The following is a 21,231-nucleotide window of genomic DNA, read 5'->3' as shown; positions in this document are numbered from 1 at the left end:
CGAGCGCGCGAGATGCTCGCGCGGGATACCCGCGTCCACGAGAGGGAGACGATGCACATGGCCATCAACGAGAAGGTCGCCGAGGTCCTGGAGGACCAGATCAACAAGGAGCTCTACTCCTCCTACCTGTACCTCACCTTCGCCGACTACTATGACGACCGCGGCCTCAAGGGCTTCGCGAACTGGTACGAGATCCAGGCGAAGGAGGAGATGGACCACGCCATGGCGCTGCGTCGCTATCTGCTCGACAACGACTACAAGCCCACCATGAAGGCCATCGCCCAGCCGGACAAGACCTTCGACAACGACCTCGCCCCGCTCGAGGCCGGCCTGGAGCACGAGGAGTACGTGACGAGCCTCATCCACCGCTGCTACGAGGTGGCCCAGGAGGCTCACGACATCCGCGCCATGCGCATGCTCGACTGGTTCGTGAAGGAGCAGGGCGAGGAGGAGACCAACGCCCGCGACATGATCACCAACATGAAGCTGTTCGGCTGCGACCCGAAGGGGCTGTACGACCTGGACCGCGAGTACCAGTCCCGCGTCTACACGCAGATGACCGCGCTGCCGCTCTAGGCGGCCCCCCGCCCGCCGACCCGTGCGGGCGCAGACGGCTTCCGAGCGCCCCCGCCCCCGATCCCCGGGCGACGGGGGCGCTCCCATGCGGAGGGGCCGTGTCGCCCGGGCGCGCCGGACGCACCCGGGTGCGGGCGGCGGGTGGGAGGCAGCCGAAGCGGGGCCGCGGGCGCCGCGCGGCAGACGGGCGGGGCCGGCGACCGCCTCCGCGGAAGGGGCCCGCGCGCCGCCGTCCGATCGCGGTCGGCATGCCCTATACTCGTGCGCATGGATACCTCGCACCCCGTATCCGGCCGCACGACGACCGGCCGGTTCGCCCCATCGCCCTCGGGCCGCATGCACCTGGGCAACATCTACTCCGCGCTCATGACGTGGCTGTCCGTCCGCTCGCAGGGCGGCAGGCTCGTGCTGCGGATCGAGGACCTCGACCCGCGCTGCGCCTCCCCCGAGCTCGCCCGCCAGATCATCGACGACCTGCGCTGGCTCGGGCTCGATTGGGACGAGGGCCCCGTCTACCAGCGCGACCGGCTCGACCTGTACCGCGCCGCCCTCGAGCGGCTCGAGGGGCTCGGCCTGGTCTACCCCTGTTTCTGCTCGCGCGCCGAGCTCCACGCGGCGAGCGCCCCCCATGCGAGCGACGGCACCCCCGTCTACGCCGGAACCTGCCGCGACCTCGCGCCCGAGCAGGTGGCCGAGCGCGCCCGCAAGCGCCCCGCCGCCCTGCGGCTGCGCGTTCCCGACGAGGCGGACCCCGCGGGGACCGTCGCCTTCACCGACCGCGTCTTCGGACCGCGTCGCGAGGTCCTCGCGCGCGAATGCGGCGACTTCCTCGTACGGCGCAGCGACGGGGTCTTCGCCTACCAGCTCGCCGTGGTCGTCGACGATGCGGCGATGGGCGTCACCGAGGTCGTCCGCGGACGTGACCTGCTGGGCTCCGTCGCGCGCCAGATCTACCTGCAGCGCCTGCTCGGGTTCGCCGAGCCTGCCTACGCGCACGTCCCCATGCTCGTGGCGCCGGACGGGCGAAGGCTCTCCAAACGCGAACGCGACTGCGACCTGGGCGAGCTCCAGCGCGTCTTCGGAAGCCCCGAACGGCTGCTGGGCCGTCTCGCGTTCTTCGCCGGCATGTGCGAGGACGATCGCCCGCGCAGCGCCGCGCAGCTCGCCGACCTGTTCTCCTGGGAGACGGTGCGGCGGCATCGGGCGGACATCGTCATCGATGAGCCGTTCTTCGCCTGAGGGAACGCCGATGTCGGCGCCCTGCGGCGGCTCAGGGGACGCCGACGCGCGACACCCCCTGGCGGCGCGCAGATAGTTTGAAGACTTGCGCCTTCGTCCTTGTGCTGCATGACGCATCTGGGGTATGATAATGCGGCTGCTCCGGAGAGCTGACCGAGAGGCCGAAGGTGCTCGCCTGCTAAGCGAGTATTCCCCACAAGGGAATCTGGGGTTCGAATCCCCAGCTCTCCGCCAGTCGATGTGAACGCCCGTCTCCCCCTCGGAGGCGGGCTTTTTCTTTGCCGCACGCGGGGATTCGAACCGATGAGGTCGCGAGACCGAGGGAACGCGCGAGCGTTCCCCGGCGAGCGCGCGAGGGCGGCGGATGCCGCCCGGAGCGTGCGGACGCCGCAGGCGGACGCGAATCCCCAGCTCTCCGCCAGTCGATGTGAACGCCCGTCTCCCCCTCGGAGGCGGGCTTTTTCTTTGCCGCACGCGGGGATTCGAACCGATGAGGTCGCGAGACCGAGGGAACGCGCGAGCGTTCCCCGGTAATGATGCGAACCATCTTGCCAGATAAGGAAATGAATCGGCGCACGAGGCTTCCGCCGCACCGGGCCGGGCACGGTCGAACCAGTCTTCCGCATTTGAGGAAAGCGCAGTCTGATATCCGTCCTCCAGGAGAGCCCCTGCTGAAAGGATCCGATTCGGAAGCGGAGCTCGCCCATCCTCGACCTCATGGCACCTCCCACCCCGCTTCCGTGTCTACACAGCCGATTACACTCGTAAGCGGCGGCGGAAGAATAGGCGCGATCGAGATGTCGAATCTGCAAACGGCATTGAAAGGATGCGGCGAGATGGGCCATAATTGCGTTAACAGTACCCCGCACGCGACCCATGAATGTGGAGCGAACCAGGCGGGGTCGTTTTTTACCCCTATGAAGCCCCCTCTATCATTCAGCGATCAGCTGAATCTCATGAGCACCCGCGGACTGACCATCGATGACAGAGAACTGGCGTTGAAACGCCTGTCTGAGACTAACTTTTACCGGCTGCGAGGATATTGGCTCACATACGAGCGGGACGGTCGCTTTATCCCGAATACGACGTTCGATTCGATTTGGAATACCTACGCGCTTGACTGCGCGCTGCGTAGATGGGTATGGGATGCCATCGCCCCGATCGAGATCAAAGCACGCGCCCTCTTCGCATACCACATGGCGATGGAATGCGGACCGTTGGCACACGAGGACAACCGATACTTCAGGAGCGCTAGGGCACACTCCCATTCCATGGAATCCCTTATCAGGGAGCGTAACAGGGCGCTGCGTGACGGCGCCCCCTGCGCGGTCCACAACGTCGAGAAGTACGGAGACCTGCCGATATGGGCTGCGGTCGAGATAATGAGCATGGGGACGGTGTCCCAACTCTACGGGAACCTCGATCCAGCGAAAAGCGGCGTCGCAAAGTCGATAGCCGGCGAATTCGGGGTGAAGCCCTTCATCCTGAGGAGCTGGCTACGGCACCTGACATACATCAGGAACATCTGCGGCCACCACAGCCGTCTGTATAACCGCGTCATGACCACGAGGGCGAATCTGCTGAAGAAAGACTCTGGATACGACAGCGACAAGGAGTTCCCGACGTTCCTTGTGCTCAAGAGGATCTACGACAGGTCGTGGCCGGAACGGTGGCCGTCGATGCTCGACGGCCTCGAAGCACTTATCTCGGCGCATGAGAGCGTCTCCCTGAATCCGATGCGCTTCCCCCTGGAATGGCGCGAGGTCCTGGGCTAGAACCTCCTACCCCAGCAGCGAGCGGCTCACCACGCCCAGCTCGTCGTTGCCGCGCAGGCGCCACATACCGTAGGCGCACCGCGCCGCCAGGTACAGGAAGCCGTTGTCGGCCAGGAGCACCGCGGCGTCCGCGATGCGGCGGTACAGCTCGTCGGTCGGGGCGACGGGAATGCCGCACGCCCTGAGCGTCCCGGTGACCTCCGCGCGGCCCATGGGCTCCGTGCGGCCCATCTCGTTCATGAGCTCCCGCATCTCCTCGCGCGCCACCGCGCTCACCTGGTCGCCCGACGGCACCATGCTGTAGCACGCGAGCGCGCCGGACTTCTCCCCGCGGTTCCAGAGCGCGAAGGCGAGGCGGTAGTAGAGGTAGCCCGCCGCCTCGCGGTCGCACGCGGCGCGCAGGCCGTGCTTCGCGACCTCGACCACCTCGTCGTACATGCCCAGACGTGCGAGAACGTTGACCAGCGTGAAGTGGGCCTGCATGGACGTCGAGGCGATGTCGAGCAGGCGGCGCGCCTCGGGCAGCGCCCGCTCGTAGGCCTCGGCGCGCGCGTACATGTTGCACAGCTCGTACTGGGCGAAGTAGAGCGCATCGGGGGCGCGGTGGATCCGCACGCCGGTCCCGTCGACGAGCATCGGCAGGATGATGCGCCCCAGGTGGTTCTCGCAGAACTGCGTCTGCATCGGAACCGCCGACGTGAGCTCGGCGGCGACGCAGGACGCCTGCCCCTCCTCGATGAGCTCGGTCAGACCCGCCTCGGCCCGCGCGGGGTCGGAGGCGATCAGCTCCTTCACCTCGTTGAAGCGGCGCATGAGCGGGTCGGCAGGGTCCTCGAGCACCTCGAGCTCCGAGACGGTGTCGGCGAGCAGCAGGTCGCGCAGCTCCGCAGGCAGCGGGCGCCCGTCCGCCCCCGGGGGCAGAAGCAGCCCCGAGGGGGCGATGCGGTCGAAGCGCTCGGACGTCTCATGCGCTCGCAACGAGGTCACCCCGCCGCGGCCGCCGAGCGGGACGCCGACGAGCTCCCGCGCGAGCGGGACGGTCTCCGCCATGAACCCCGCCCGGTCGAATGCGCGCGCCGTGCACGAGCCGTCGACCGCGTCGCGCACCTCGACCAGGCAGCGCTCGGTCAACGGACTCGCCGCGAAGGCCGCGGCCGCTGCGACGAGCCCCATGCGGCAGCCGTATTCCTCCGCCATGGCCGCGCGCAGCGCCCCGTCGGCCTCCTGCCATCCCGTGCCGGGGCGCCAGGTCCTGCGGGGCATCACGGAGGCGGGCGGCTTCATCAGGCTGACCGCCATCCTGCCCGCGGCGACATCGCAGTCATAGCGGTACTCGAGCCGCACGATGAGGTTCAGACCCTCGCAGAGCTCGGCGAAGGCGAAGCGGGTATCCCACTCGCCGCCCGGACGGCACGCGACCGTCCCCGGGCGCCGCCCGTCGCCCTCCCCGCGGCCCATACCGTGCACGAGGCGGTCGACCGCGGAGGTGACCCCCTCCAGGGCATCGAGCTCCATGGCGGTGCACGCCTCCTCGCTCGGCGAGGTCGACACCGGCGCCAACCCCGAACCCAGCTTGTCCAGGACGCATGACACGCGGTTGAGCGCCGCCTCCACCGAGATCAGGAAGGCGACGTCCTCCGGGGAGGTCCGCTCGCGGTCGAAGTTGATGTAGAAGCCGCCCATCCGCTCGATCCGCGCGAGGGACAGGGCGCCCTTCGCGGCGATCTCGCGCAGGCGGGGCAGATCGACCTCGGAGAACACCCGGTAGGCGAAGGCCTCGATACCCGACAGGCGCTCGGCGCGCTCGCAGCGGTACCGCAGCGCGGCGATCGCGTCGGGCAGCGGCATCTCGCCGAATCCGGCGAAGACCTCGACCGGCTCGGCGAGGCGCTCGAGGCCGCCCGCGGGCGCCTGAGCGCCCTGCATCGCAGCCGCGTCCATGCCGAACACGCACAGCCGCAGGAACATGGTGGCCGCGAACTCGTGGTAGACGAGACTGCGCTCGGTGTTCCACGTCGTCACGTCCGAGACCTCGCGCAGGGTCCCGGCGAAGGTCCCGCGAAACGACGTGGCGCGCTCCAGCCTGCCGCCCGGTCGGCGGACGTAGACGTCGCCGAGAATCGCCCCCTCATCGCGCACGAGCGCGAGGGCGAGCTCATCGGGATCCGAGGCGCGGGCACCCGCTTCGCCCCTGCGGAACACGCGCCCGCCGGTCGCCACGTATCCCAGGATGCGGGCGCTCGAACGATCGACGAACTCCACGACATAGCACACGCCGTCGGCGGGGATGGGACCGGCATCCCACAGGATGCCGAACGAGGCACCCTCCGGCTGCCCGGGAAGCCGGGGGAACCGCTTCCTCCGGGCCAGGATCGATAGCTTGATAGTCGTTCCGGTCGCCATGGCACCGCCGCCTCGCTCGCATAGACACGCGCTTCCGTTTTTCCTACTCGGCTTGTATTGTGCCCGCCCGGGCGCACGGGGCCCCTGCGTTTTCGGCGATAGGCACGTACCCGAAACAATCCCAGGGGACGATGCGCGGTCGTTACCGTTACAAAAAAAGGTGCCCCTTCCGGGGCACCTCTCATTCTCGGCTGGTGCGGCGTACAGGATTCGAACCTGTGACGTTCTGATTCGTAGTCAGACCCTCTATCCAGCTGAGGTAACGCCGCAACGCAAGACATATAATGCCATCGGCCCCCTACTGCGTCAAGCGCGAAACCAAAGTTTTCTGAAAAACTTTTTAACAACCCTATCTACCTGCAGAAATGCTTTGTGTTCGTCTCTCCACAGTTGTACCGATCTCAGAGAACGGCCAGAACGGACTTGTTTATCCCCTCATACGGATGGGATATCGATATTCAGAAACCGCTCGATTTGATGCGTGTTCCCGTACCGAACGGCACCCACGCGCACAAGGGCGAGCGCCGCATGCTGGACGAAGGGGCATGCGCTCGGGAGGCCGCCCCCTCGGACCCGCAGGCGGACTCAGCGCACGAGGGGGCGCTCGCGGACCCGATAGCCCAACCCGCGTCCCCGAAGGTCCTCGCGGATCATGAGGGAGCTGTCCGGACCCGCGAAACGCAGCTGCAGCGCCGCGGGCAGCATCTCAGCGCGATCCACCCCCATCTGGCGCGCGAATTCCTCCGCAGCCGGCGCATCGAGCTCGAACTCGGCCTCATGGGGGCTCTCGTCGAAGCACAGCCGCGTGAGCGGGCCCGCGCTGCGCTGCACGACGCGCAGGACGCCCTCGGGATCGACCGAGCACTCGACCAGCACATCCTCCCCGTCTCCGCCGTACGCGTACAGGACGGCCCGCGTCCGGACCCCATCTGCCATTTCCATCCTCCTTGTCCTCGACCCCTTCTCCTCACTGTCAAGTATACCCGAATATGAAACATATGTTCGTGGGAACTTATGTTCGCTATAATCGGATGCAGGGCCTCCATATGCTCGTGGTAGGCTGTTGCGCGCCGGCCCGCCGCCGGCGGACGTATCCGCGACCCGAGGAGCGCAACTATGGCATATCCCGTCTTCGACCTGCACTGCGATACCGCCGACCGCCTGGCCTGGCCCGGTCTCGACCAGCGCTTCCACCAGCTCGCCGGCAGCGAGTCGTTCAGCCCCGAGGACGTCCCGGGCGACACCCGCCTCACAGACAACGGCTGCCACCTCTCGATCGCGAAGATGGGCGGGGTTCCCTGGGCCCAATGCTTCGCGTGCTTTATATACGACGAGTTCCCGCCCGAGGAGTCGCTCGCCTTCTACCGCCAGGTCATGGGCCATCTCGAGCGCGAGATCGCGGACAACGCGGACGCCATCGCGCTGGCCGCCGGTCCCGCGGGCATCCGCGATGCGCTCGGGCGCGGGGGCCGCGTCGCCGTGAAGACCATCGAGAACGCCCGCATGTTCGCCGCGGACCCCTCGCTCGTCGAGGTCCTCGCCGGCGAGGGCGTCCTCATGGCATCCCTCAGCTGGAATGCCGAGGGTCCGCTCGGGAGCGGCTGCGACGCCCCCGCCGTCGGCCTCACGCGGACGGGCGCCGAGGTCGTGCGCCGCATGGAGGACGCGGGGATGGTGCTCGACGTCTCCCATCTGAACGACGCCTGCTTCTCCGACGTCGCCCGCATCGCCGAGCGGCCCTTCGTCGCGAGCCATTCCAACAGCCGCGCCGTCTGCGGGCACCCGCGCAACCTCACGGACGCGCAGTTCGCCGAGATCCGGGACCGCGGGGGCCTCGTGGGCCTCAACTACTGCCCCGACTTCCTCAGCGAGTCCTTCGAGACCGCCGAGCCCACCGAGGATGACCTCTGCCGCCACGTCGAGCACTGGCTCGACATGGGCGGCGAGGACGTCGTCGCGCTCGGCAGCGACTTCGACGGGACCGACCTGCCGTCCTGCATCTCGTCCGCGGAGAAGATGCCGCGCCTGCAGGAGGCCTTCGAGCGCCGCTTCGGCGAGCGGATCGCCCGCAAGCTGTGCGCCGAGAACGCGCTCGCCTTCTTCGAGCGCTGCGCCGGCTGACAGCGGCGCGCCCTCGGGGCGGGCGGTCGCGCATCGGCCGCGGGCCGGCGGATATGAAAAAGCCTCCCATCCCTCGGACTGCTCGTTCCGTGTCCGTGGATGGGAGGCGGTTCGTGTCGGGACCGGGTCGGGGCCCCGCCGCAGCCGGACGGGACGGCCCCGGCGCCGCTCGGCGCGCGGGCCCTATGCGCGCGGCTCGATGCGCTCGCGTCCGCCCATGTAGGGACGCAGCACCTCGGGGATGGTGATGGAGCCGTCGGGGTTCTGGTAGTTCTCCATGATGGCAGCCATGGTGCGGCCGGTGGGCAGGCCGGAGCCGTTCAGCGTGTGCACGAAGCGCGTGCCCTTGAAGTGCTCGGGGTCGCGGTACTTGATGTTCGCGCGGCGCGCCTGGAAGTCACCGCAGTTGGAGCACGAGGAGATCTCCTTGTAGCTGTTGTAGCTCGGCAGCCACACCTCGATATCGTAGGTCTGGCGCGCCGAGAAGCCCAGATCGCCGGTGCACAGGCTGATCACGCGGTAGGGCAGCTCGAGCTGCTGCAGGATGTACTCCGCCTCGGCGGTCATGCTCTCCAGCTCGTCGTCGGAGGTCTCCGGCGTGGCGAACTTGACCATCTCGACCTTGGTGAACTGATGCTGGCGGATGATGCCGCGCGTGTCGCGGCCGGCCGACCCGGCCTCCTCGCGGAAGCAGGGGGTCCCGGCGGTGTACCACAGCGGCAGGTCGGCGGCGTCGAGCACCTCGCCGGCATGCAGGTTGGTGAGCACGACCTCGGCCGTGGGGATCAGGAACTGATCGTCGCCCACATGGTAGGCGTCATCCTCGAACTTGGGCAGCTGGCCGGTCCCGTACATGATCTCGCGGTTGACCACCACGGGCGGGATGAACTCGCGGAAGCCGCGGGCGAGGTGCGTGTTCAGGAAGAAGTTCTCGAGCGCGCGGTCGAGCGTCGCGCCGTCGCCGGAAAGCACCGTGAAGCGGCCCCCCGAGAGCTTGGCACCGCGCTCGAAGTCGAGGATCCCCAGGTCGGTGCCCAGGTCCCAATGCGGCTTGGCCTCGAAGCCCTCAGCTGCGAAATCGCGCGGGACGCCCCAGCGGCGGCGCTCCGGGTTCTCGGTCTCGTCCACGCCCACCGGCGTGGCCTCATAGGGCAGATTGGGAAGATGCGCCATGAAATCGGTGAGCTGCGCCTCGAGGTCCGAGCGGCGGGACGCAAGGCCGTCGATCTTCTCGTTGACCTCGCGCACGGCCTCCTTGGCGGCCTCGGCCTCGTCGCGCTTGCCCTCGCGCATGAGGACGCCGATCTTCTTGGACTCGGCGTTGCGCGTGGCCTGCAGCTCCTCAACCTCGGTGATGACGGAGCGGCGGGCGTCGTCGAGCTCGAAGAACCGCTCGCGGTCCCACGAGGTCTGACGGTTTGCCATAGCGGTATCGATCGCGTCCGGGTTCTCGCGAACGAACTTGATATCGAGCATGATGCCTCCGGTGTTAACGGGCCACCTGCGCTCAGGGCGATGTGAGATTCAGGTTGGCGGCATGACGGTGCACCCGCAAGTATATACTTGTGAGAGTTCTTTCCCGAGTTTGAAGGCGAGAAGGCATCAGATGGACGCGTTTTTTTCCTTTCTGTTCAACACCCGCGAGGGGGTGGCGATCCTGTTCGTAGCGGGCATCGCGATCTTCGCCATCGCGGCGTTCGTGCTCGAGAAGCGCACCCATAAGCTCTACGTCGACCGCGGTCCCCGCGAGGACGGCGAGGACGACTTCTGGGGCTAGGGACGGTGGCCGGAGGGCCGGCATCGCGCGCACGCATCCGAAGGGCGGCACCGCTGGGCGGGGCCGCCCTTCGTCGTCAGAGGAGGTCGTGAGAGAGGGCGCTGCTGCTGGTGAGCCACGACCGCGCGTTCCTGCGGACCTGCACCTCGAGCATCTGGGACGTCCGCGACGGACGCGTCTCGCCCCATGCGTGACGCGCCCGGGCACCGATCCGCCCGGGCTCCCGTCACCTCGCGCATGCATGGGTCGAGACGACCCCGGTCCATGGGTTGAAACGACTCCGTCCCCAAATGACCCAAATGACCCGAAACGACCCCGTCCCCGAATGACCCAAATGACCCAAATGAACCGAAACGACCCCGTCCCCAAATTCACCAGAATGACCCATCACATCCCGGGGTAGAGCGGATGGGCCGCGAGGAGCTCGGCCACCCGGGTGCGCACCGCGTCGAGCGCCGCGGCGTCGCCCGCATGGAACACGACGCGCGCGATCAGGCCGCCGATCTCGCGGAACTCGTCCGCGGTGAAGCCGCGCGTCGTGGCCGCCGCCGATCCCACGCGGATCCCGCTCGTGACGAAGGGCGACCTCGGCTCGCCGGGAATCGCGTTCTTGTTCACCGTGATGCCCACGTCCTCGAGCAGGCGCTCGGCGTCCTTTCCCGTCACATCCGCGGGCGTGAGGTCCACCAGGCACAGATGGTTGTCCGTCCCGCCGGAGACCAGGCGGAGCCCGCCCTCGGCGAGCCCCTCCCCCAGCGCCGCGGCGTTCTCCACCACATGCTCTATATATGTTGCGAACCCGGGCGTCAGCGCCTCGCCGAACGCGGCCGCCTTGCCGGCGATCACGTGCATGAGCGGGCCGCCCTGGGTCCCGGGGAACACCGCCTTGTCGATGGCCCGCGCCAGGCCCTCGTCGTCCGTCAGGATGAAGCCCCCGCGCGGGCCGCGCAGGGTCTTATGGCTCGTCGAGGTCACGACATCCGCCACGCCCACCGGCGAGGGGTGCGCGCCCGTCGCCACGAGGCCGGCGATATGGGCCATGTCGACCATGAGGCGGGCGCCCACCGCATGGGCGATGTCAGCCAGGCGCTCGAAGTCGATGGTGCGCGGGTAGGCCGAGGCGCCGCCCACGATGAGCGCCGGGCGCTCGGCGCGCGCCAAGCGCTCGAGCGCGTCGTAGTCGATGGTCTCGGTCTCGAGGTCCAACCCGTAGGGGACGAAGCGGTACAGCTTGCCCGAGAAGTTGACCGGGCTGCCGTGCGTCAGGTGCCCGCCCTGGTCCAGGCTCATGCCGAGCACCGTGTCGCCCGGCTCGATGAGCGCCGCGTAGGCGGCGAGGTTGGCGTTCGCGCCCGAATGGGGCTGGACGTTGGCGAAGGCGCAGCCGTACAGCTCGCAGGCGCGGCTCCGGGCGAGGTCCTCGACCGCGTCGACCCGCTCGCATCCGCCGTAATACCGCCGGCCGGGATAGCCCTCGGCGTACTTGTTGGTGAGCACGCTGCCGACCGCCTCCATGACGGACGGGCTCGTGAAGTTCTCCGAGGCGATGAGCTCGATGGAATCGCGCTGGCGCGCGAGCTCCGCATCGATCATGCCCGAGAGCACGGGGTCGGTTTCCTGGAGCCATTCGAACGCCATGGGGCCTCCTTCATCCGGGGCGCGCGGCGGGCGCGCGGTCCTCCCAGCCTACGCCGGAACGCGTCGGGATACCAGAGGCATTCGACAGCCGGCGCGGAAACCCGCGGCGCCTCAGCGGGCGGCGGACTCCCCGACGACGCGCGCGATGTGCATGGCGAGGTACCCGACCTCGAGCTCGCTCACCGGCTCGCCGAAGCGCTGCTCCATCTCGGTGCACACGGCCGCCGCGGCGCGGTAGCTCTCGGGCGCGCTCGCCCGGATGGTGCCGTTCACGTCGATGCTCAACCGCTCGCCGCGCAGGATGCGCGTCGCCATGTACTTCACATGGGTCATGAGGCGGTTGTAATCGTAGGAGGCGACGTCGATCGAGCTGCCGGTGATGCGCTCGACCGCGTCGATGCACGCACGCGTGAGCTGCGCCACCTCCATGGCCTGGCTCACATGGACCGCATCGAGGGAGGAGTGGACGTGCAGCGCCACGAGCCCCACCTCGTCATCGCCCAGATGCACGCCGAGCGCGCGCTCGAGCGCCTCGACGCCGCGGCGGGCCACCTCGAACTCCCGGGGGAACAGCGCGCGGATGTCCTCGGTGAGCGGGTTCGCCAGCGCCCCGCCCTCGCGGGCCCGCGCGACCGCGAAGGCGAGGTGGTCGGCGAGCGGCAGCAGCATCTTGGGGTCGACGGCGCCGAACGCGGCGCGCGCGTCCTCGCAGATCCCCTCGGCCGCGTCGAGCACCGCCGGGTCGATCCGCTCGACGAGCTCGCGCGTCGTCCCCCGGCCCTCTGCGGGCTGGGAGAGCAGGTAGAACTGCACCTCGCCCGGATCCCCCAGGGCCTCGGCGCGCTCGCCCGGACGCCGGCCGAACCCCACGCCGCGCCCCACCGCCAGGTACTCGCGCCCGTCCTCCGTGTTGAAGGCGAGCAGCGCGTTGTGGTTGAGCGGCTTGGTGACTCGGTACATGGGCGCACCCCTTCTGCGGTCCTTAGGGTCTGGGCGGACGGTGAAGCGCCGCCGGACGGTCGCTCATGCGCATCCGGCGGGCGCGGGCACACGGTCGGTGCGCGGGCCTATGACTCGAACACGTCGACGGCGAGCAGGTCGTCTCCCGGCTCCACGTGGCCGAACGCCAGCTGGCGCACCGCGCGATCGGAGCCCATGTCGGTGACGAGCACCGGCGTGGAGATGCTGGGCGCATGGCCGCGGATGAAGTCCAGGTCGAACGTCAACAGTGTATCACCGCACTTGACCTCGTCGCCCTGCCCGACGTGGGCGGTAAAGCCCTCGCCGCCGAGCTTGACGGTGTCGATGCCCACGTGGCAGAGCACCCCCGTGCCGTCCGGCAGCTCGAGGCCCACGGCGTGCTTGGTCTCGAACACGAAGGCGACCTTGGCGTCGCAGGGGGCCACGAGCTCGCCGACCGCCGGGACCACGCAGGCGCCGTCGCCCATCATCTTCTCGGCGAAGACCTGGTCGGGGCAGGCGGTGATGGAGAGGGCCTCGCCCGCGAGCGGGCTCTTCAGCACGATGGTGCGCACCGGCTCGCGCTTCTCGGCGGGCGCGTCGGCACCGGCCGCGGGGGCGTCGGCCTCGGGGGCCGCCGGGGTCTCGGCGGGCAGGGCGGCGAGATACGCCTCGAGGTTCGTCTTGATGACGTTCACCTGCGGGCCGTACACCACCTGCACGCCCTCGCCGCGACAGATCACGCCCGCGGCGCCGCTGGCCTTGAGCAGGCCCTCGTCGACCTTGCCGCCGTCGTGCACGGTCACGCGCAGGCGGGTGGCGCAGCAGTCCACGTCGCGGATGTTGGCCGCGCCGCCCAGACCCGCGGCGATCTGGGCCGAGCGCTCGTCGTCGGCGGAGCCGGCGGGCGCGCCGTCGGCGGAGGCGCCCTCCTTGCGGGCGTTGTAATCGGCCTTGGTGTAGAGCTTCGTCTCGGCGTCGCCCTCCTCGCGGCCGGGCGTCTTGAAGTCGAACCTCTTGATCAGGAAGGTGAACAGCAGGTAGTAGACGGCGAAGAACGCAATGCCCAGCGGGATGATGAGCAGCCAGCTCGTCTTGTCGTTGCCCTGCAGGATACCGAACATGAACAGGTCGAGGAAGCCGCCGGAGAAGGTCAGGCCCACGGTGATGTTCAGGATGGAGCACAGCATGTAGGCGAGGCCCGCGAACACCGCGGAGATGCCGAACAGCACGGGGGCCACGAAGAGGAAGGAGAACTCGAGCGGCTCGGTGATGCCGGTCAGGATCGAGGTGAGCGCCGCGGAGAGCAGCAGGCCGCCCACGGCCTTCTTGCGCTCGGGGCGGGCGCAGCGGTACATGGCGAGCGCGGCGCCCGGGAAGGCGAAGATGTACAGGACGAACTCACCGGTGAAGCACCAGGTGCCGGCGGTCGAGAAATGGGTGACGGTCGGGTCGGCGAGCTGGGCGAAGAAGATGTTCTGGGCGCCGTAGACCATCTGGCCGGCGACCTCCATGGAGCCGCCCACCGCGGTCTGCCAGAACGGCAGGTAGAACACGTGATGCAGGCCGAAGGGGATGAGCAGGCGCTTGATCATGCCGAACAGGAACACGCCCACGGGGCCGGCGCTGGCCACCGCGTAGCCGAGCGCGTTGATGCCGTCCTGGACGGGCTGCCACACGAAGAACATGGCGATGCCCACGAAGGTGAAGACCACGGTGGAGATGATGGGCACGAACCGCGAGCCGCCGAAGAACGACAGGGCCTGCGGGAGCTGGATCTTGTAGAAGCGGTTGTGCAGCGCCGAGGTCCCGAGGCCGACGATGATGCCGCCGAAGGCGCCCATCTGCAGCGAGGTGATGCCGAGCACGCTCGCCGTGGCGCCGTCGATGAACTGGTCCACGCCACCGGTCACGTCGATCATGGCGGAGATGGCCGAATGCATGACGAGGAACGCCACCGCGGCCGAGAGCGCGGCGACCTCCTTCTCGGCGCGGGCCATGCCGATGGCCACGCCCACGGCGAAGATGAGCGGCAGGTTGTCGAAGATCACGCCGCCGCACGCGGACAGGACGGTGAAGACGTCCCATGCGACGGTGCCCGGGCCCATGACCCCGAGCAGGTTGTAGGTCGCGAGCGTCGTCTCGTTCGTGAACGAGCTGCCCAGGCCCATGAGCAGGCCCGCTACGGGCAGAACCGCGATGGGGAGCATGAAGCTGCGCCCCACGCGCTGAAGGATGCCGAAGATCTTGTCCTTCATGTACGCCTCCTTGCGTCGTGCGCCCAGACGGGCGCGGGTCGACCCGGACGGATCCGGGAAACTCCTCGCGCGGCTGCGGGATGCCCGATGCGGACGGCGCCAGCGTTCTCTCGGCATGAAAAAAGCACCGACCCGCGACACGACCGGACGGCGCCACGCGCCGTCCCCGCAGCCGAAGGTTAGTGCCTGCCTGCCAGTAACACGCCTTGCTATGCGATTTCGGGCGCTATTGTGCGGGCTTCGCGGCCCGGCGACGGCGACATGGCGGCAAACGGTAGGTTTTCGTCCGTGGGCGGAGGGGGTTTGTAAGCAAATCCCGGACGGGCCGTGGAGACGCCCTCCCCCATGCGAAAATCGGTGCGCCGATACGGGAGGGATGCATATGAACGACACGCTGGTGGTCTACGAGTCGAAGTACGGCGGCACGGTGACCTATATCGACCTTCTGGCACGCAGCCTGCCGTTCGACGTGATGCGCCTGCGCGAGCTCAAACGGCAGCGGAGCCTTCCCCACCGCACCGTCGTGCTCGCGAGCGGCGTCTACGCCGGACGGATCGCCGCGGCGGCGGCGCTCGCCAAGCACGCGGACCTGCTCGCGGGCAAGCGCGTGCTCGTGCTCGCCGTGGGGGCGAGCGAGCCGGGCGAGGAGGTCGAGCGCCAGCTCAGGGAGGCGAACCTCGCCCCCGACCACCTGGACGTCCCGCTGTTCTACGCGCGCGGCGCCTACGACGAGGGCTCCTTCAAGCTGCCGGACCGCATCGCCTGCCGTGCGCTGCGCACGGTGGTGCGCGGCAAGGACCCATCCGAGCTCGACCCCGGCATGCGCGCGCTCGCCTCCGTGACGGGGAGCCGCGCCGACTGGACCGATCCGCGGTACCTGGACCCCCTGATCCGGGCGCTGCGCGGCTGACGTCGCCGGCCCGCCACTCGGCGACGACTTTTGGGACGGGGTCGTTTTTCACCCAAGGCCGCTCTCCCGTCGAGGGGTTCGTTGGGGACGGGTTCGTTTCGACCCATCCTGCCTGGACCCGCTGATCCGGGCGCTGCGCGGCCGACGTCGCCGGCCCGCTACTCCTCGATCCCCGACACGAGGTCGATCCGGACGGCCTTCAGCTGCGCGGGCCCCTTCTTCTGCGGACATTCGAGCAGGACCCACTCGTCATCGAGGTCGCGCAGCACGCCGGTCGCCCGCAGGCCCGGGAAGGTGAGCGCCGAGCCCGTGAGGATCAGCGTGCAGGTCGACCCCTTGCGCTCGGCGAGCATGGAGCGCAGGGCGGGCGCCCGCCCGTCCCGCTGCGTTCCGAGCATGCGCCGCAGGTCCTTCTTGGTCACCATCGCGGTTGAGATGTAGATCATCATGCAGAATGCGAAGAAGCCGAATGCGACGTCCATGGCCTACCCCTCGTCCGCGATCACGGCGATCCCCGTGATGTCCGCCAGGTCGATGAGCTTGACGGTCCTTCGCTCCCCGGTCTTCGGCGACCCGAAGGTCGCGGTTTTCTCGACGCTCTCGATCCGCAGCCAGCCGTCGCCCACGGCGAGCACCGTGGCGCGCGGGATGAAGCACAGGTCGTCGTCGCCCAGCTCGACCTGCACGGCGCTTCCCACCAGCCCGTGCAGCACGTGCAGGTCGCGACGGGGGCGTTCTCCGGCGGAGCTCACGAGCCCCACCTCCTCGTTCGCCAGGTCGTCGATGCTCACGCCGTACAGCCGCGCGAGCGCCGCGGCGCGGTCGAGCGCGGGCGCGCCCTGCCCCAGCTCCCAGTTCGAGACGGTCTGACGCGTCACGCCGACGGCATCGGCGACCTGCTGTTGGCTCAGCCCCGCCTGCTTGCGCAGGGTCAGCAGCCTCTCGGAGATCATCTCGGCCCCTCTCCCTCGATGCGTGCACGCGGCACGTCCCCCTCGCGCCCGCGCCGGTTCCGGCGGGCACCCGCCCAAGCATATGCCCTGCGCCCGCACCGGGCCAGCAAATCCGTTTGGAACCCGCGCAAATCTTCCCGGCAGGGAACCTCTGGCGGGATCGTGAGGGGGTTCGTTGGGGACGGGCTCGTTTCAAACCCATCGGGGACTTTTGGGACGGGGTCGGTTTTACCCAAGGCCGCTCTCCCATCGACGGGCACCCCCTGCCCGCACCCATGGCCGAGATCTCGGGACCCATGGGGCCGCCCGTTGGCACCACGCTCACCGCCTCAACAAAGACCCAGCTCACAGCACCTGTCAAGAACTCTTGACAGGGGCTTGCGCCCTCACGGGGCGACATGTCGGAAACCTTTGATGGTAGAGTTGGACGGGCCATGGCACCCTGCGAGGTGACATACGGGCACCCGAGGACGAGAAGGAGGGCAAGGTGGACACGATGCAGATCGGGGCGCAGATCAAGCGGCACCGCGCAGAGCTGGCGCTGTCGCAGGACGGCCTGGCGGCCAAGGTCTACGTCTCGCGCCAGACGATCTCGTCATGGGAGACGGGCAAGACCTACCCCGATGTGCAGAGCCTCCTTCTGCTCTCCGAGATCTTCGGCGTGACCGTCGACGACCTCGTGAAGGGAGATCTGGATACCATGAGCAAGACCATCGACTCCGACGTCGCCCTGATGAACCGGCTCGGGCTGGTGATGATGGGCTTCCTGCTGCTGATGATCGCGTGCCTCGTCTGGCTGACGGTGCAGATGACGGTATGGGATTGGGGCTTCGCCCAGACCGCGCCGACCATCCTGCTCGCGCTGACCATGTGGGGCGTCGCCATGTTCGCCGCCGTCTGGGCGGAGCGCATCAAACGGAACCGCGACCTCGTCACCTACCATGAGGTGCTCGCCTTCTTCCGCGGGGAGCCCGTGGACCGCGACACGGAGCGCGGTCGGCGCGAGCGCATGATCCCGCGCTGGATGAAGATCGTCCGCACCATAGGGCTCACGCTGCTCGCCGCCGCCGTCGGCGCGTTCGTGGGCTACGGCGGAGCGGCGCTCGCGGATCACCTGCTGGGATAGCCCCGCATGCCGCCGGATGCGTCCCGGACCGACGCCGGCCCCGCGCCACGAGGAGGGCAACCGCTGGTTGACGCCTGTTCGGCACGGGGCCGGCCGGGACATCCGCGCTCCGGGTACAATCGGTGTGACCGTTCGCCGGTTCCGGCAGGGAGGCACCCATGAAGACCGCAGACAGCATCGACCGCGCCGCTTCGACCGCCGACGGGCTGGCGGGGCGTCTGTCCGAGCGGCGGCGGGCACGGGGCCTCACCCAAGGTCAGGTCGCCGTGCGCCTCGGGGTCAGCCGCCAAGCCGTCTCCAAGTGGGAGATGGGACGGTCCGCCCCCGACCTGGAAAACCTCGCGCTGCTGGCCGAGCTGTTCTCCTGCACGGTCGACGAGCTGCTCATCGGCGATGCGGAGGCTCCGGATGGCGCGCCGCGGGAAGCGCGCCCGGCAGACGCCGCAGACGGCCACGGGCGGACGGGGGCGGAGGGCCGCGCACCGAGCAAGGCCGCATCGCGACAAGTTGGCCCCACTCCTTCGGAGACCGAGCGCATCGCGCGCGACAACCGTTGCATCGTCTGCTCCGTCATGGTCCGCGGCGCCCTCATCGGCTTGGAGCTCACGCTGGTGAGCCGCGCCGGCGCTGCGCGGCCCGACCCGTACGACGCGGCCGCGGACGCCGCGCTGTGGATCGCGGTCCTGCTGTGCACCGCCGCCATGTGCCTGTGCACCCGCTACTACGCGCGGCGGGGAGGGTCGCCGCGGGCCTCGGCCTTCGACGCCGGCTGGATCATGCTGTGCTCCATCGTCCCCGTCGCGCTGGGACCGACGTCCCCTGTGCTCGCAGCATGCGCCGCCCTGAGCATCGCCTGCGCCTTCTGCTCGATGCGCACCATCATCTGGCACCTTCGCTACCAGCGCGCCTGGGACCCGCTCGAGGACCTGGGCGACCCGCTCGGCAGGCGCCCGCACTGACCGGCCGCACCGCTTCCCATGCGGACGCCGCCCGCGCCTACGGGGCGCTCAAGCGGCGGCTCGCGCAGCGGTTCCCCGAGGACATCGACGCCTACTGCGACGGGAAAGACGGCTTCGCGAGGAGGCTGCAGGACGATGCCGTCGCATGGATGGAAGGACGCGTCCGGTCGCTTCCCGTCACCGCCCTGCGCGACCGACCGGACCTGATCGACCGGGCGGCGGCGTGGTTCTCGTCGAGATGGGGCGTGCCGGCGGAGGACTACCGCGCGAGCATGGCCGCATGCACACGAAGACGGGCGCCGGTCCCCCAGTGGTACGTGATGGTCGACGGCGAGCGGATCGCCGCCGGCGCCGGCGTGATCGACAACGACTTCCATACGCGCCGTGACCTCGCCCCCAACGTCTGCGCGGTCTGCGTGCAGCCCGAATACCGCCGTTTGGGCGCGGCGAGGCGGCTGCTCGACGCCGTCTGCCGCGACATGGCCGGCATGGGGATCGACCGCCTGTACCTGCTCACCGACCATGACGGGTTCTGCGAGCGCCTGGGCTGGCGGTTCGAGGACATGGTGCGCGACGATGCCGGGGAGTTCGGGCGCATGTACGTCCACAGCGCCACCTGAACCGACCGCACCGCGCGAGAAACCGCCTCCCCGCGCATGGAAGGCCTTTCAGAGGCGGAAGCGTATCCGACGGGGGATGACACGATGGAAAGCCATGACGACGAGCTGGAACGCTTCTTCGCGCGCGACCCGCTCATGCTGCCGGCCTACCGCGTCCTCGAGGACCGTATCTTGGCGGAGATCGGCGCCGACATGCTCATACGCGTGCAGAAGACGCAGGTCACCTTCTCGGATCGTCGCGTCTTCGGCTGCGTCTCGATCCCCATCCGACGCAGGCGCGGCTGGCCCCGCCACTGCCTCATGGTGACGTTCGGGCTCGCGTACCGCCTGGACGCCCCGCGCATCGCGGTCGCGACGGAGCCCTACCCCGACCGCTGGACCCACCATGTGCTCGTGGAGCATGCGGACGAGATCGACGACGAGCTCATGGCATGGCTGCGGGAGGCGCACGCGTTCTCGCTCAGCAAACGCTGACGCTTCCGGAACCGGAGGCGTCGACGGATATCACGGACACGTGCCCGACCCCGCCTTGCCGAAACCGGCGCTCCTCAGGACGGGTGCAGCCGATGACCATCGGGCCCCGAGGGCACGCGGCCTCGCTCGCGGAGGCACGTGCGGTCAGGCAAGCAGGGCGACCTCGGGCATGGAGCTCTCGTCGATGAGCTTCAGCCGATACGTCGCCTCGAGGTTGAGCCAGAACTCCGGAGTCGTACCCAATGCCTTCCCCAGCAGCCACGCCATCTCCGGCGTGATCGCACGACGCCCGTGGATGATATCCGAGACCGCGGACTGAGGCCGCTGGATGGCCTTCGCGAGACGGTACTGGGATATTCCCAGCGGCTTGAGGAACTCCTCGAGCAGGATCTCCCCGGGAGTGGAGATATATGGGTTAGTGGTAGTCACAGAACTCGACCTCCCTTGCCTCGTCGCCAGCCCATACGAAGCAGAGGCGCCAGCGGTCGTTCACACGGATGCTATACCTACCCGCCCGGTTTCCCCGGAGCAACTCCAAGCGATTACCCGGAGGGACGCGGAGGTCCCTGAGATCGCATGCGGCGTCGAGCATCTGCAGTTTTCGGTACAGGGCCCTTCGAACGTCCGATGGAACCCGTTGAGGAGGATATGCGGAATCGTTCCAGAACCGCTCAAGATCCCTGTCCTTGAATCGCATGGCACCCACTACTTCCGTATCACAGAACTATACCGTTCTACAGCAGTAACGTCAACACGCTCGCCCACCGCATGCGCTCAGATCCAGCGATTCCAGTATATAGAACATATGTTCGTATGTCAAGGCAGATCGACCTCCCGCGCCTGCCCGGCGCGTCAGCCGAACAGCTCGTCGAGCGTCGACTCGATCAGCGCGTCCACCGTCGCCTCGAGCGCGTCCGCCTGCATGTAGCCGCGGTTGAGCAGGACGAGGGCCAAGGCGACCTGCAGGTTCATCACCCGGTGCGCATCCGCCCCCGGCCGCACGTCCGCGGCGTCGTCGATCAGCCACCGCACCAGCCGCGTGTCCGTCGCCGGCTCGAAGCTCCGGTCTCCCGGGAAGCTCCGCACCAGGTAGGCGTACTCGTCCGCCGTGGCGATCCGGAAGATGTTGCGCTCGGCGCGCCACATGCGGCGCATCCACGCGCGCACCTCGTCGCGGCCCGCGCGGCCACCGGCGCGCACGCGCTCGGCCTCCAGCTCGTCCACCGCGTGCTGCCGGTTCTCCATGAGCATGGCGTAGACGAAGTCCCCCTTGGAGGGAAAGAAGCTGTAGAACGTCCCCTTGGCGATGCCGACCGCGCGCGCCACCTGCTCCACGCGCAGCGACCTGACGCCGCGCTCCACCAGCTGCTCCCAGCCGGCGTCGATCATGCCGCGGTACAGCTCGTCCTTGTTCTCCTGCGTGAAGATCGCGGGCATGCCCT

General features: G+C 68.7%; 21 protein-coding genes, 2 tRNA genes and 1 pseudogene. 12 read left to right on the top strand and 12 right to left on the bottom strand.

The window, feature by feature from the left end; all coding sequences use genetic code 11:
- Positions 1 to 57: 57 nt before the first annotated feature.
- From PHA29_RS05385 to PHA29_RS05370, 4 genes are all read left to right on the top strand, one after another.
- Positions 58 to 576: a ferritin gene (locus tag PHA29_RS05385; RefSeq protein WP_270405930.1), complete on the top strand. Its 519-nt coding sequence runs from the start codon at positions 58 to 60 to the stop codon at positions 574 to 576.
- 267 nt (positions 577 to 843) lie between these two features.
- A complete protein-coding gene (gene gluQRS, locus PHA29_RS05380) occupies positions 844 to 1,815 on the top strand; it encodes a tRNA glutamyl-Q(34) synthetase GluQRS (protein ID WP_270848525.1) in 972 nt (323 codons plus the stop codon).
- 143 nt (positions 1,816 to 1,958) lie between these two features.
- Positions 1,959 to 2,049, top strand: a tRNA-Ser gene (locus PHA29_RS05375).
- Between the two features lie 602 nt (positions 2,050 to 2,651).
- Positions 2,652 to 3,590, top strand: coding sequence for an Abi family protein (locus PHA29_RS05370; protein WP_270848524.1), 939 nt, complete (start codon positions 2,652 to 2,654; stop codon positions 3,588 to 3,590).
- A 6-nt stretch (positions 3,591 to 3,596) separates the two neighbouring features.
- Here the strand turns inward: PHA29_RS05370 and PHA29_RS05365 are convergent, their stop codons facing one another.
- From PHA29_RS05365 to PHA29_RS05355, 3 genes are all read right to left on the bottom strand, one after another.
- Positions 3,597 to 5,993, bottom strand: a complete 2,397-nt coding sequence (locus PHA29_RS05365; protein ID WP_270848523.1) for a tetratricopeptide repeat protein — start codon at positions 5,991 to 5,993, stop codon at positions 3,597 to 3,599.
- Positions 5,994 to 6,185: 192 nt separating this feature from the next.
- Positions 6,186 to 6,262 (bottom strand) — tRNA-Arg (locus PHA29_RS05360).
- A 316-nt stretch (positions 6,263 to 6,578) separates the two neighbouring features.
- Positions 6,579 to 6,929, bottom strand: a complete 351-nt coding sequence (locus PHA29_RS05355; RefSeq protein WP_270848521.1) for a hypothetical protein — start codon at positions 6,927 to 6,929, stop codon at positions 6,579 to 6,581.
- Between the two features lie 180 nt (positions 6,930 to 7,109).
- Between PHA29_RS05355 and PHA29_RS05350 the strand changes: the two genes are divergently transcribed.
- The gene (locus PHA29_RS05350) at positions 7,110 to 8,114 is read left to right on the top strand and encodes a dipeptidase (protein WP_270848519.1); all 1,005 of its coding nucleotides are present in this window, start codon (positions 7,110 to 7,112) and stop codon (positions 8,112 to 8,114) included.
- Positions 8,115 to 8,297: 183 nt separating this feature from the next.
- On the opposite strand, the gene serS is transcribed toward PHA29_RS05350, so the two are convergent.
- Entirely contained in the window at positions 8,298 to 9,590 is a 1,293-nt protein-coding gene (serS, locus tag PHA29_RS05345; RefSeq protein WP_270403561.1) for a serine--tRNA ligase, read from the bottom strand.
- Between the two features lie 130 nt (positions 9,591 to 9,720).
- Between serS and PHA29_RS05340 the strand changes: the two genes are divergently transcribed.
- A complete protein-coding gene (locus PHA29_RS05340; protein WP_270403560.1) occupies positions 9,721 to 9,891 on the top strand; it encodes a DUF6724 family protein in 171 nt (56 codons plus the stop codon).
- Between the two features lie 387 nt (positions 9,892 to 10,278).
- Here PHA29_RS05340 and glyA read toward each other — a convergent pair whose 3' ends face one another.
- From glyA to PHA29_RS05325, 3 genes are all read right to left on the bottom strand, one after another.
- Complete coding sequence (gene glyA / locus PHA29_RS05335; protein ID WP_270848517.1) at positions 10,279 to 11,529, bottom strand: serine hydroxymethyltransferase; 1,251 nt, start codon at positions 11,527 to 11,529, stop codon at positions 10,279 to 10,281.
- A 111-nt stretch (positions 11,530 to 11,640) separates the two neighbouring features.
- Entirely contained in the window at positions 11,641 to 12,489 is an 849-nt protein-coding gene (locus PHA29_RS05330) for a PRD domain-containing protein (RefSeq protein WP_270848515.1), read from the bottom strand.
- Positions 12,490 to 12,596: 107 nt separating this feature from the next.
- Positions 12,597 to 14,747, bottom strand: a complete 2,151-nt coding sequence (locus PHA29_RS05325; protein WP_270848514.1) for a PTS transporter subunit IIABC — start codon at positions 14,745 to 14,747, stop codon at positions 12,597 to 12,599.
- Positions 14,748 to 15,129: 382 nt separating this feature from the next.
- On the opposite strand from PHA29_RS05325, the gene PHA29_RS05320 reads away from it, so the two are divergent.
- Positions 15,130 to 15,657: a flavodoxin domain-containing protein gene (locus tag PHA29_RS05320; RefSeq protein ID WP_270848512.1), complete on the top strand. Its 528-nt coding sequence runs from the start codon at positions 15,130 to 15,132 to the stop codon at positions 15,655 to 15,657.
- A gap of 158 nt (positions 15,658 to 15,815) precedes the next feature.
- Here the strand turns inward: PHA29_RS05320 and PHA29_RS05315 are convergent, their stop codons facing one another.
- Positions 15,816 to 16,139, bottom strand: a complete 324-nt coding sequence (locus PHA29_RS05315) for a hypothetical protein (protein ID WP_270848510.1) — start codon at positions 16,137 to 16,139, stop codon at positions 15,816 to 15,818.
- A 3-nt stretch (positions 16,140 to 16,142) separates the two neighbouring features.
- A complete protein-coding gene (locus tag PHA29_RS05310; RefSeq protein WP_270848509.1) occupies positions 16,143 to 16,610 on the bottom strand; it encodes a helix-turn-helix transcriptional regulator in 468 nt (155 codons plus the stop codon).
- A gap of 496 nt (positions 16,611 to 17,106) precedes the next feature.
- Between PHA29_RS05310 and PHA29_RS05305 the strand changes: the two genes are divergently transcribed.
- The 5 genes and pseudogenes from PHA29_RS05305 (at position 17,107) to PHA29_RS05290 (ending at position 19,789) form a co-directional block, all read left to right on the top strand.
- Complete coding sequence (locus PHA29_RS05305; RefSeq protein WP_270848526.1) at positions 17,107 to 17,736, top strand: helix-turn-helix transcriptional regulator; 630 nt, start codon at positions 17,107 to 17,109, stop codon at positions 17,734 to 17,736.
- A gap of 158 nt (positions 17,737 to 17,894) precedes the next feature.
- Positions 17,895 to 18,695 (top strand): helix-turn-helix transcriptional regulator, encoded by an 801-nt coding sequence (locus tag PHA29_RS05300; RefSeq protein WP_270848507.1) that lies wholly within the window; start codon positions 17,895 to 17,897, stop codon positions 18,693 to 18,695.
- Positions 18,590 to 18,811, top strand: a pseudogene (locus tag PHA29_RS10630) (GrpB family protein); the annotation flags it as partial. The gene PHA29_RS05300 and the pseudogene PHA29_RS10630, both read left to right, overlap by 106 nt.
- Before the next feature lie 33 nt (positions 18,812 to 18,844).
- The gene (locus PHA29_RS05295; RefSeq protein WP_270848505.1) at positions 18,845 to 19,315 is read left to right on the top strand and encodes a GNAT family N-acetyltransferase; all 471 of its coding nucleotides are present in this window, start codon (positions 18,845 to 18,847) and stop codon (positions 19,313 to 19,315) included.
- Positions 19,316 to 19,399: 84 nt separating this feature from the next.
- Complete coding sequence (locus PHA29_RS05290) at positions 19,400 to 19,789, top strand: DUF5655 domain-containing protein (protein WP_270848503.1); 390 nt, start codon at positions 19,400 to 19,402, stop codon at positions 19,787 to 19,789.
- 144 nt (positions 19,790 to 19,933) lie between these two features.
- Here the strand turns inward: PHA29_RS05290 and PHA29_RS05285 are convergent, their stop codons facing one another.
- The 3 genes from PHA29_RS05285 to PHA29_RS05275 all read right to left on the bottom strand — a co-directional run bounded on the left by PHA29_RS05285 (position 19,934) and on the right by PHA29_RS05275 (position 21,226).
- The gene (locus tag PHA29_RS05285; protein WP_270403545.1) at positions 19,934 to 20,218 is read right to left on the bottom strand and encodes a HigA family addiction module antitoxin; all 285 of its coding nucleotides are present in this window, start codon (positions 20,216 to 20,218) and stop codon (positions 19,934 to 19,936) included.
- Positions 20,205 to 20,486 (bottom strand): type II toxin-antitoxin system RelE/ParE family toxin, encoded by a 282-nt coding sequence (locus tag PHA29_RS05280; RefSeq protein ID WP_270403544.1) that lies wholly within the window; start codon positions 20,484 to 20,486, stop codon positions 20,205 to 20,207. Before PHA29_RS05280 ends, PHA29_RS05285 begins: the two co-directional genes overlap by 14 nt.
- Before the next feature lie 155 nt (positions 20,487 to 20,641).
- Positions 20,642 to 21,226, bottom strand: a complete 585-nt coding sequence (locus PHA29_RS05275) for a TetR/AcrR family transcriptional regulator (protein ID WP_270403542.1) — start codon at positions 21,224 to 21,226, stop codon at positions 20,642 to 20,644.
- Positions 21,227 to 21,231: the final 5 nt, after the last annotated feature.

The sequence above is a fragment of the Candidatus Collinsella stercoripullorum genome, assembly GCF_027669965.1.
GTDB lineage: Bacteria > Actinomycetota > Coriobacteriia > Coriobacteriales > Coriobacteriaceae > Collinsella > Collinsella stercoripullorum.
This window is presented reverse-complemented; position numbering and strand designations above follow the sequence as displayed.

Excerpts from the sequence above, each read along its gene's own strand:
- PHA29_RS05385 (WP_270405930.1), top strand. The coding sequence starts at position 58 with ATGGCCATCAACGAGAAGGTCGCCGAGGTCCTGGAGGACCAGATCAAC.
- gluQRS (WP_270848525.1), top strand. The coding sequence starts at position 844 with ATGGATACCTCGCACCCCGTATCCGGCCGCACGACGACCGGCCGGTTC.
- PHA29_RS05370 (WP_270848524.1), top strand. The coding sequence starts at position 2,652 with ATGGGCCATAATTGCGTTAACAGTACCCCGCACGCGACCCATGAATGT.
- PHA29_RS05365 (WP_270848523.1), bottom strand. The coding sequence starts at position 5,993 with ATGGCGACCGGAACGACTATCAAGCTATCGATCCTGGCCCGGAGGAAG.
- PHA29_RS05355 (WP_270848521.1), bottom strand. The coding sequence starts at position 6,929 with ATGGCAGATGGGGTCCGGACGCGGGCCGTCCTGTACGCGTACGGCGGA.
- PHA29_RS05350 (WP_270848519.1), top strand. The coding sequence starts at position 7,110 with ATGGCATATCCCGTCTTCGACCTGCACTGCGATACCGCCGACCGCCTG.
- serS (WP_270403561.1), bottom strand. The coding sequence starts at position 9,590 with ATGCTCGATATCAAGTTCGTTCGCGAGAACCCGGACGCGATCGATACC.
- PHA29_RS05340 (WP_270403560.1), top strand. The coding sequence starts at position 9,721 with ATGGACGCGTTTTTTTCCTTTCTGTTCAACACCCGCGAGGGGGTGGCG.
- glyA (WP_270848517.1), bottom strand. The coding sequence starts at position 11,529 with ATGGCGTTCGAATGGCTCCAGGAAACCGACCCCGTGCTCTCGGGCATG.
- PHA29_RS05330 (WP_270848515.1), bottom strand. The coding sequence starts at position 12,489 with ATGTACCGAGTCACCAAGCCGCTCAACCACAACGCGCTGCTCGCCTTC.
- PHA29_RS05325 (WP_270848514.1), bottom strand. The coding sequence starts at position 14,747 with ATGAAGGACAAGATCTTCGGCATCCTTCAGCGCGTGGGGCGCAGCTTC.
- PHA29_RS05320 (WP_270848512.1), top strand. The coding sequence starts at position 15,130 with ATGAACGACACGCTGGTGGTCTACGAGTCGAAGTACGGCGGCACGGTG.
- PHA29_RS05315 (WP_270848510.1), bottom strand. The coding sequence starts at position 16,139 with ATGGACGTCGCATTCGGCTTCTTCGCATTCTGCATGATGATCTACATC.
- PHA29_RS05310 (WP_270848509.1), bottom strand. The coding sequence starts at position 16,610 with ATGATCTCCGAGAGGCTGCTGACCCTGCGCAAGCAGGCGGGGCTGAGC.
- PHA29_RS05305 (WP_270848526.1), top strand. The coding sequence starts at position 17,107 with ATGCAGATCGGGGCGCAGATCAAGCGGCACCGCGCAGAGCTGGCGCTG.
- PHA29_RS05300 (WP_270848507.1), top strand. The coding sequence starts at position 17,895 with ATGAAGACCGCAGACAGCATCGACCGCGCCGCTTCGACCGCCGACGGG.
- PHA29_RS05295 (WP_270848505.1), top strand. The coding sequence starts at position 18,845 with ATGGAAGGACGCGTCCGGTCGCTTCCCGTCACCGCCCTGCGCGACCGA.
- PHA29_RS05290 (WP_270848503.1), top strand. The coding sequence starts at position 19,400 with ATGGAAAGCCATGACGACGAGCTGGAACGCTTCTTCGCGCGCGACCCG.
- PHA29_RS05280 (WP_270403544.1), bottom strand. The coding sequence starts at position 20,486 with ATGCGATTCAAGGACAGGGATCTTGAGCGGTTCTGGAACGATTCCGCA.
- PHA29_RS05275 (WP_270403542.1), bottom strand. The coding sequence starts at position 21,226 with ATGCCCGCGATCTTCACGCAGGAGAACAAGGACGAGCTGTACCGCGGC.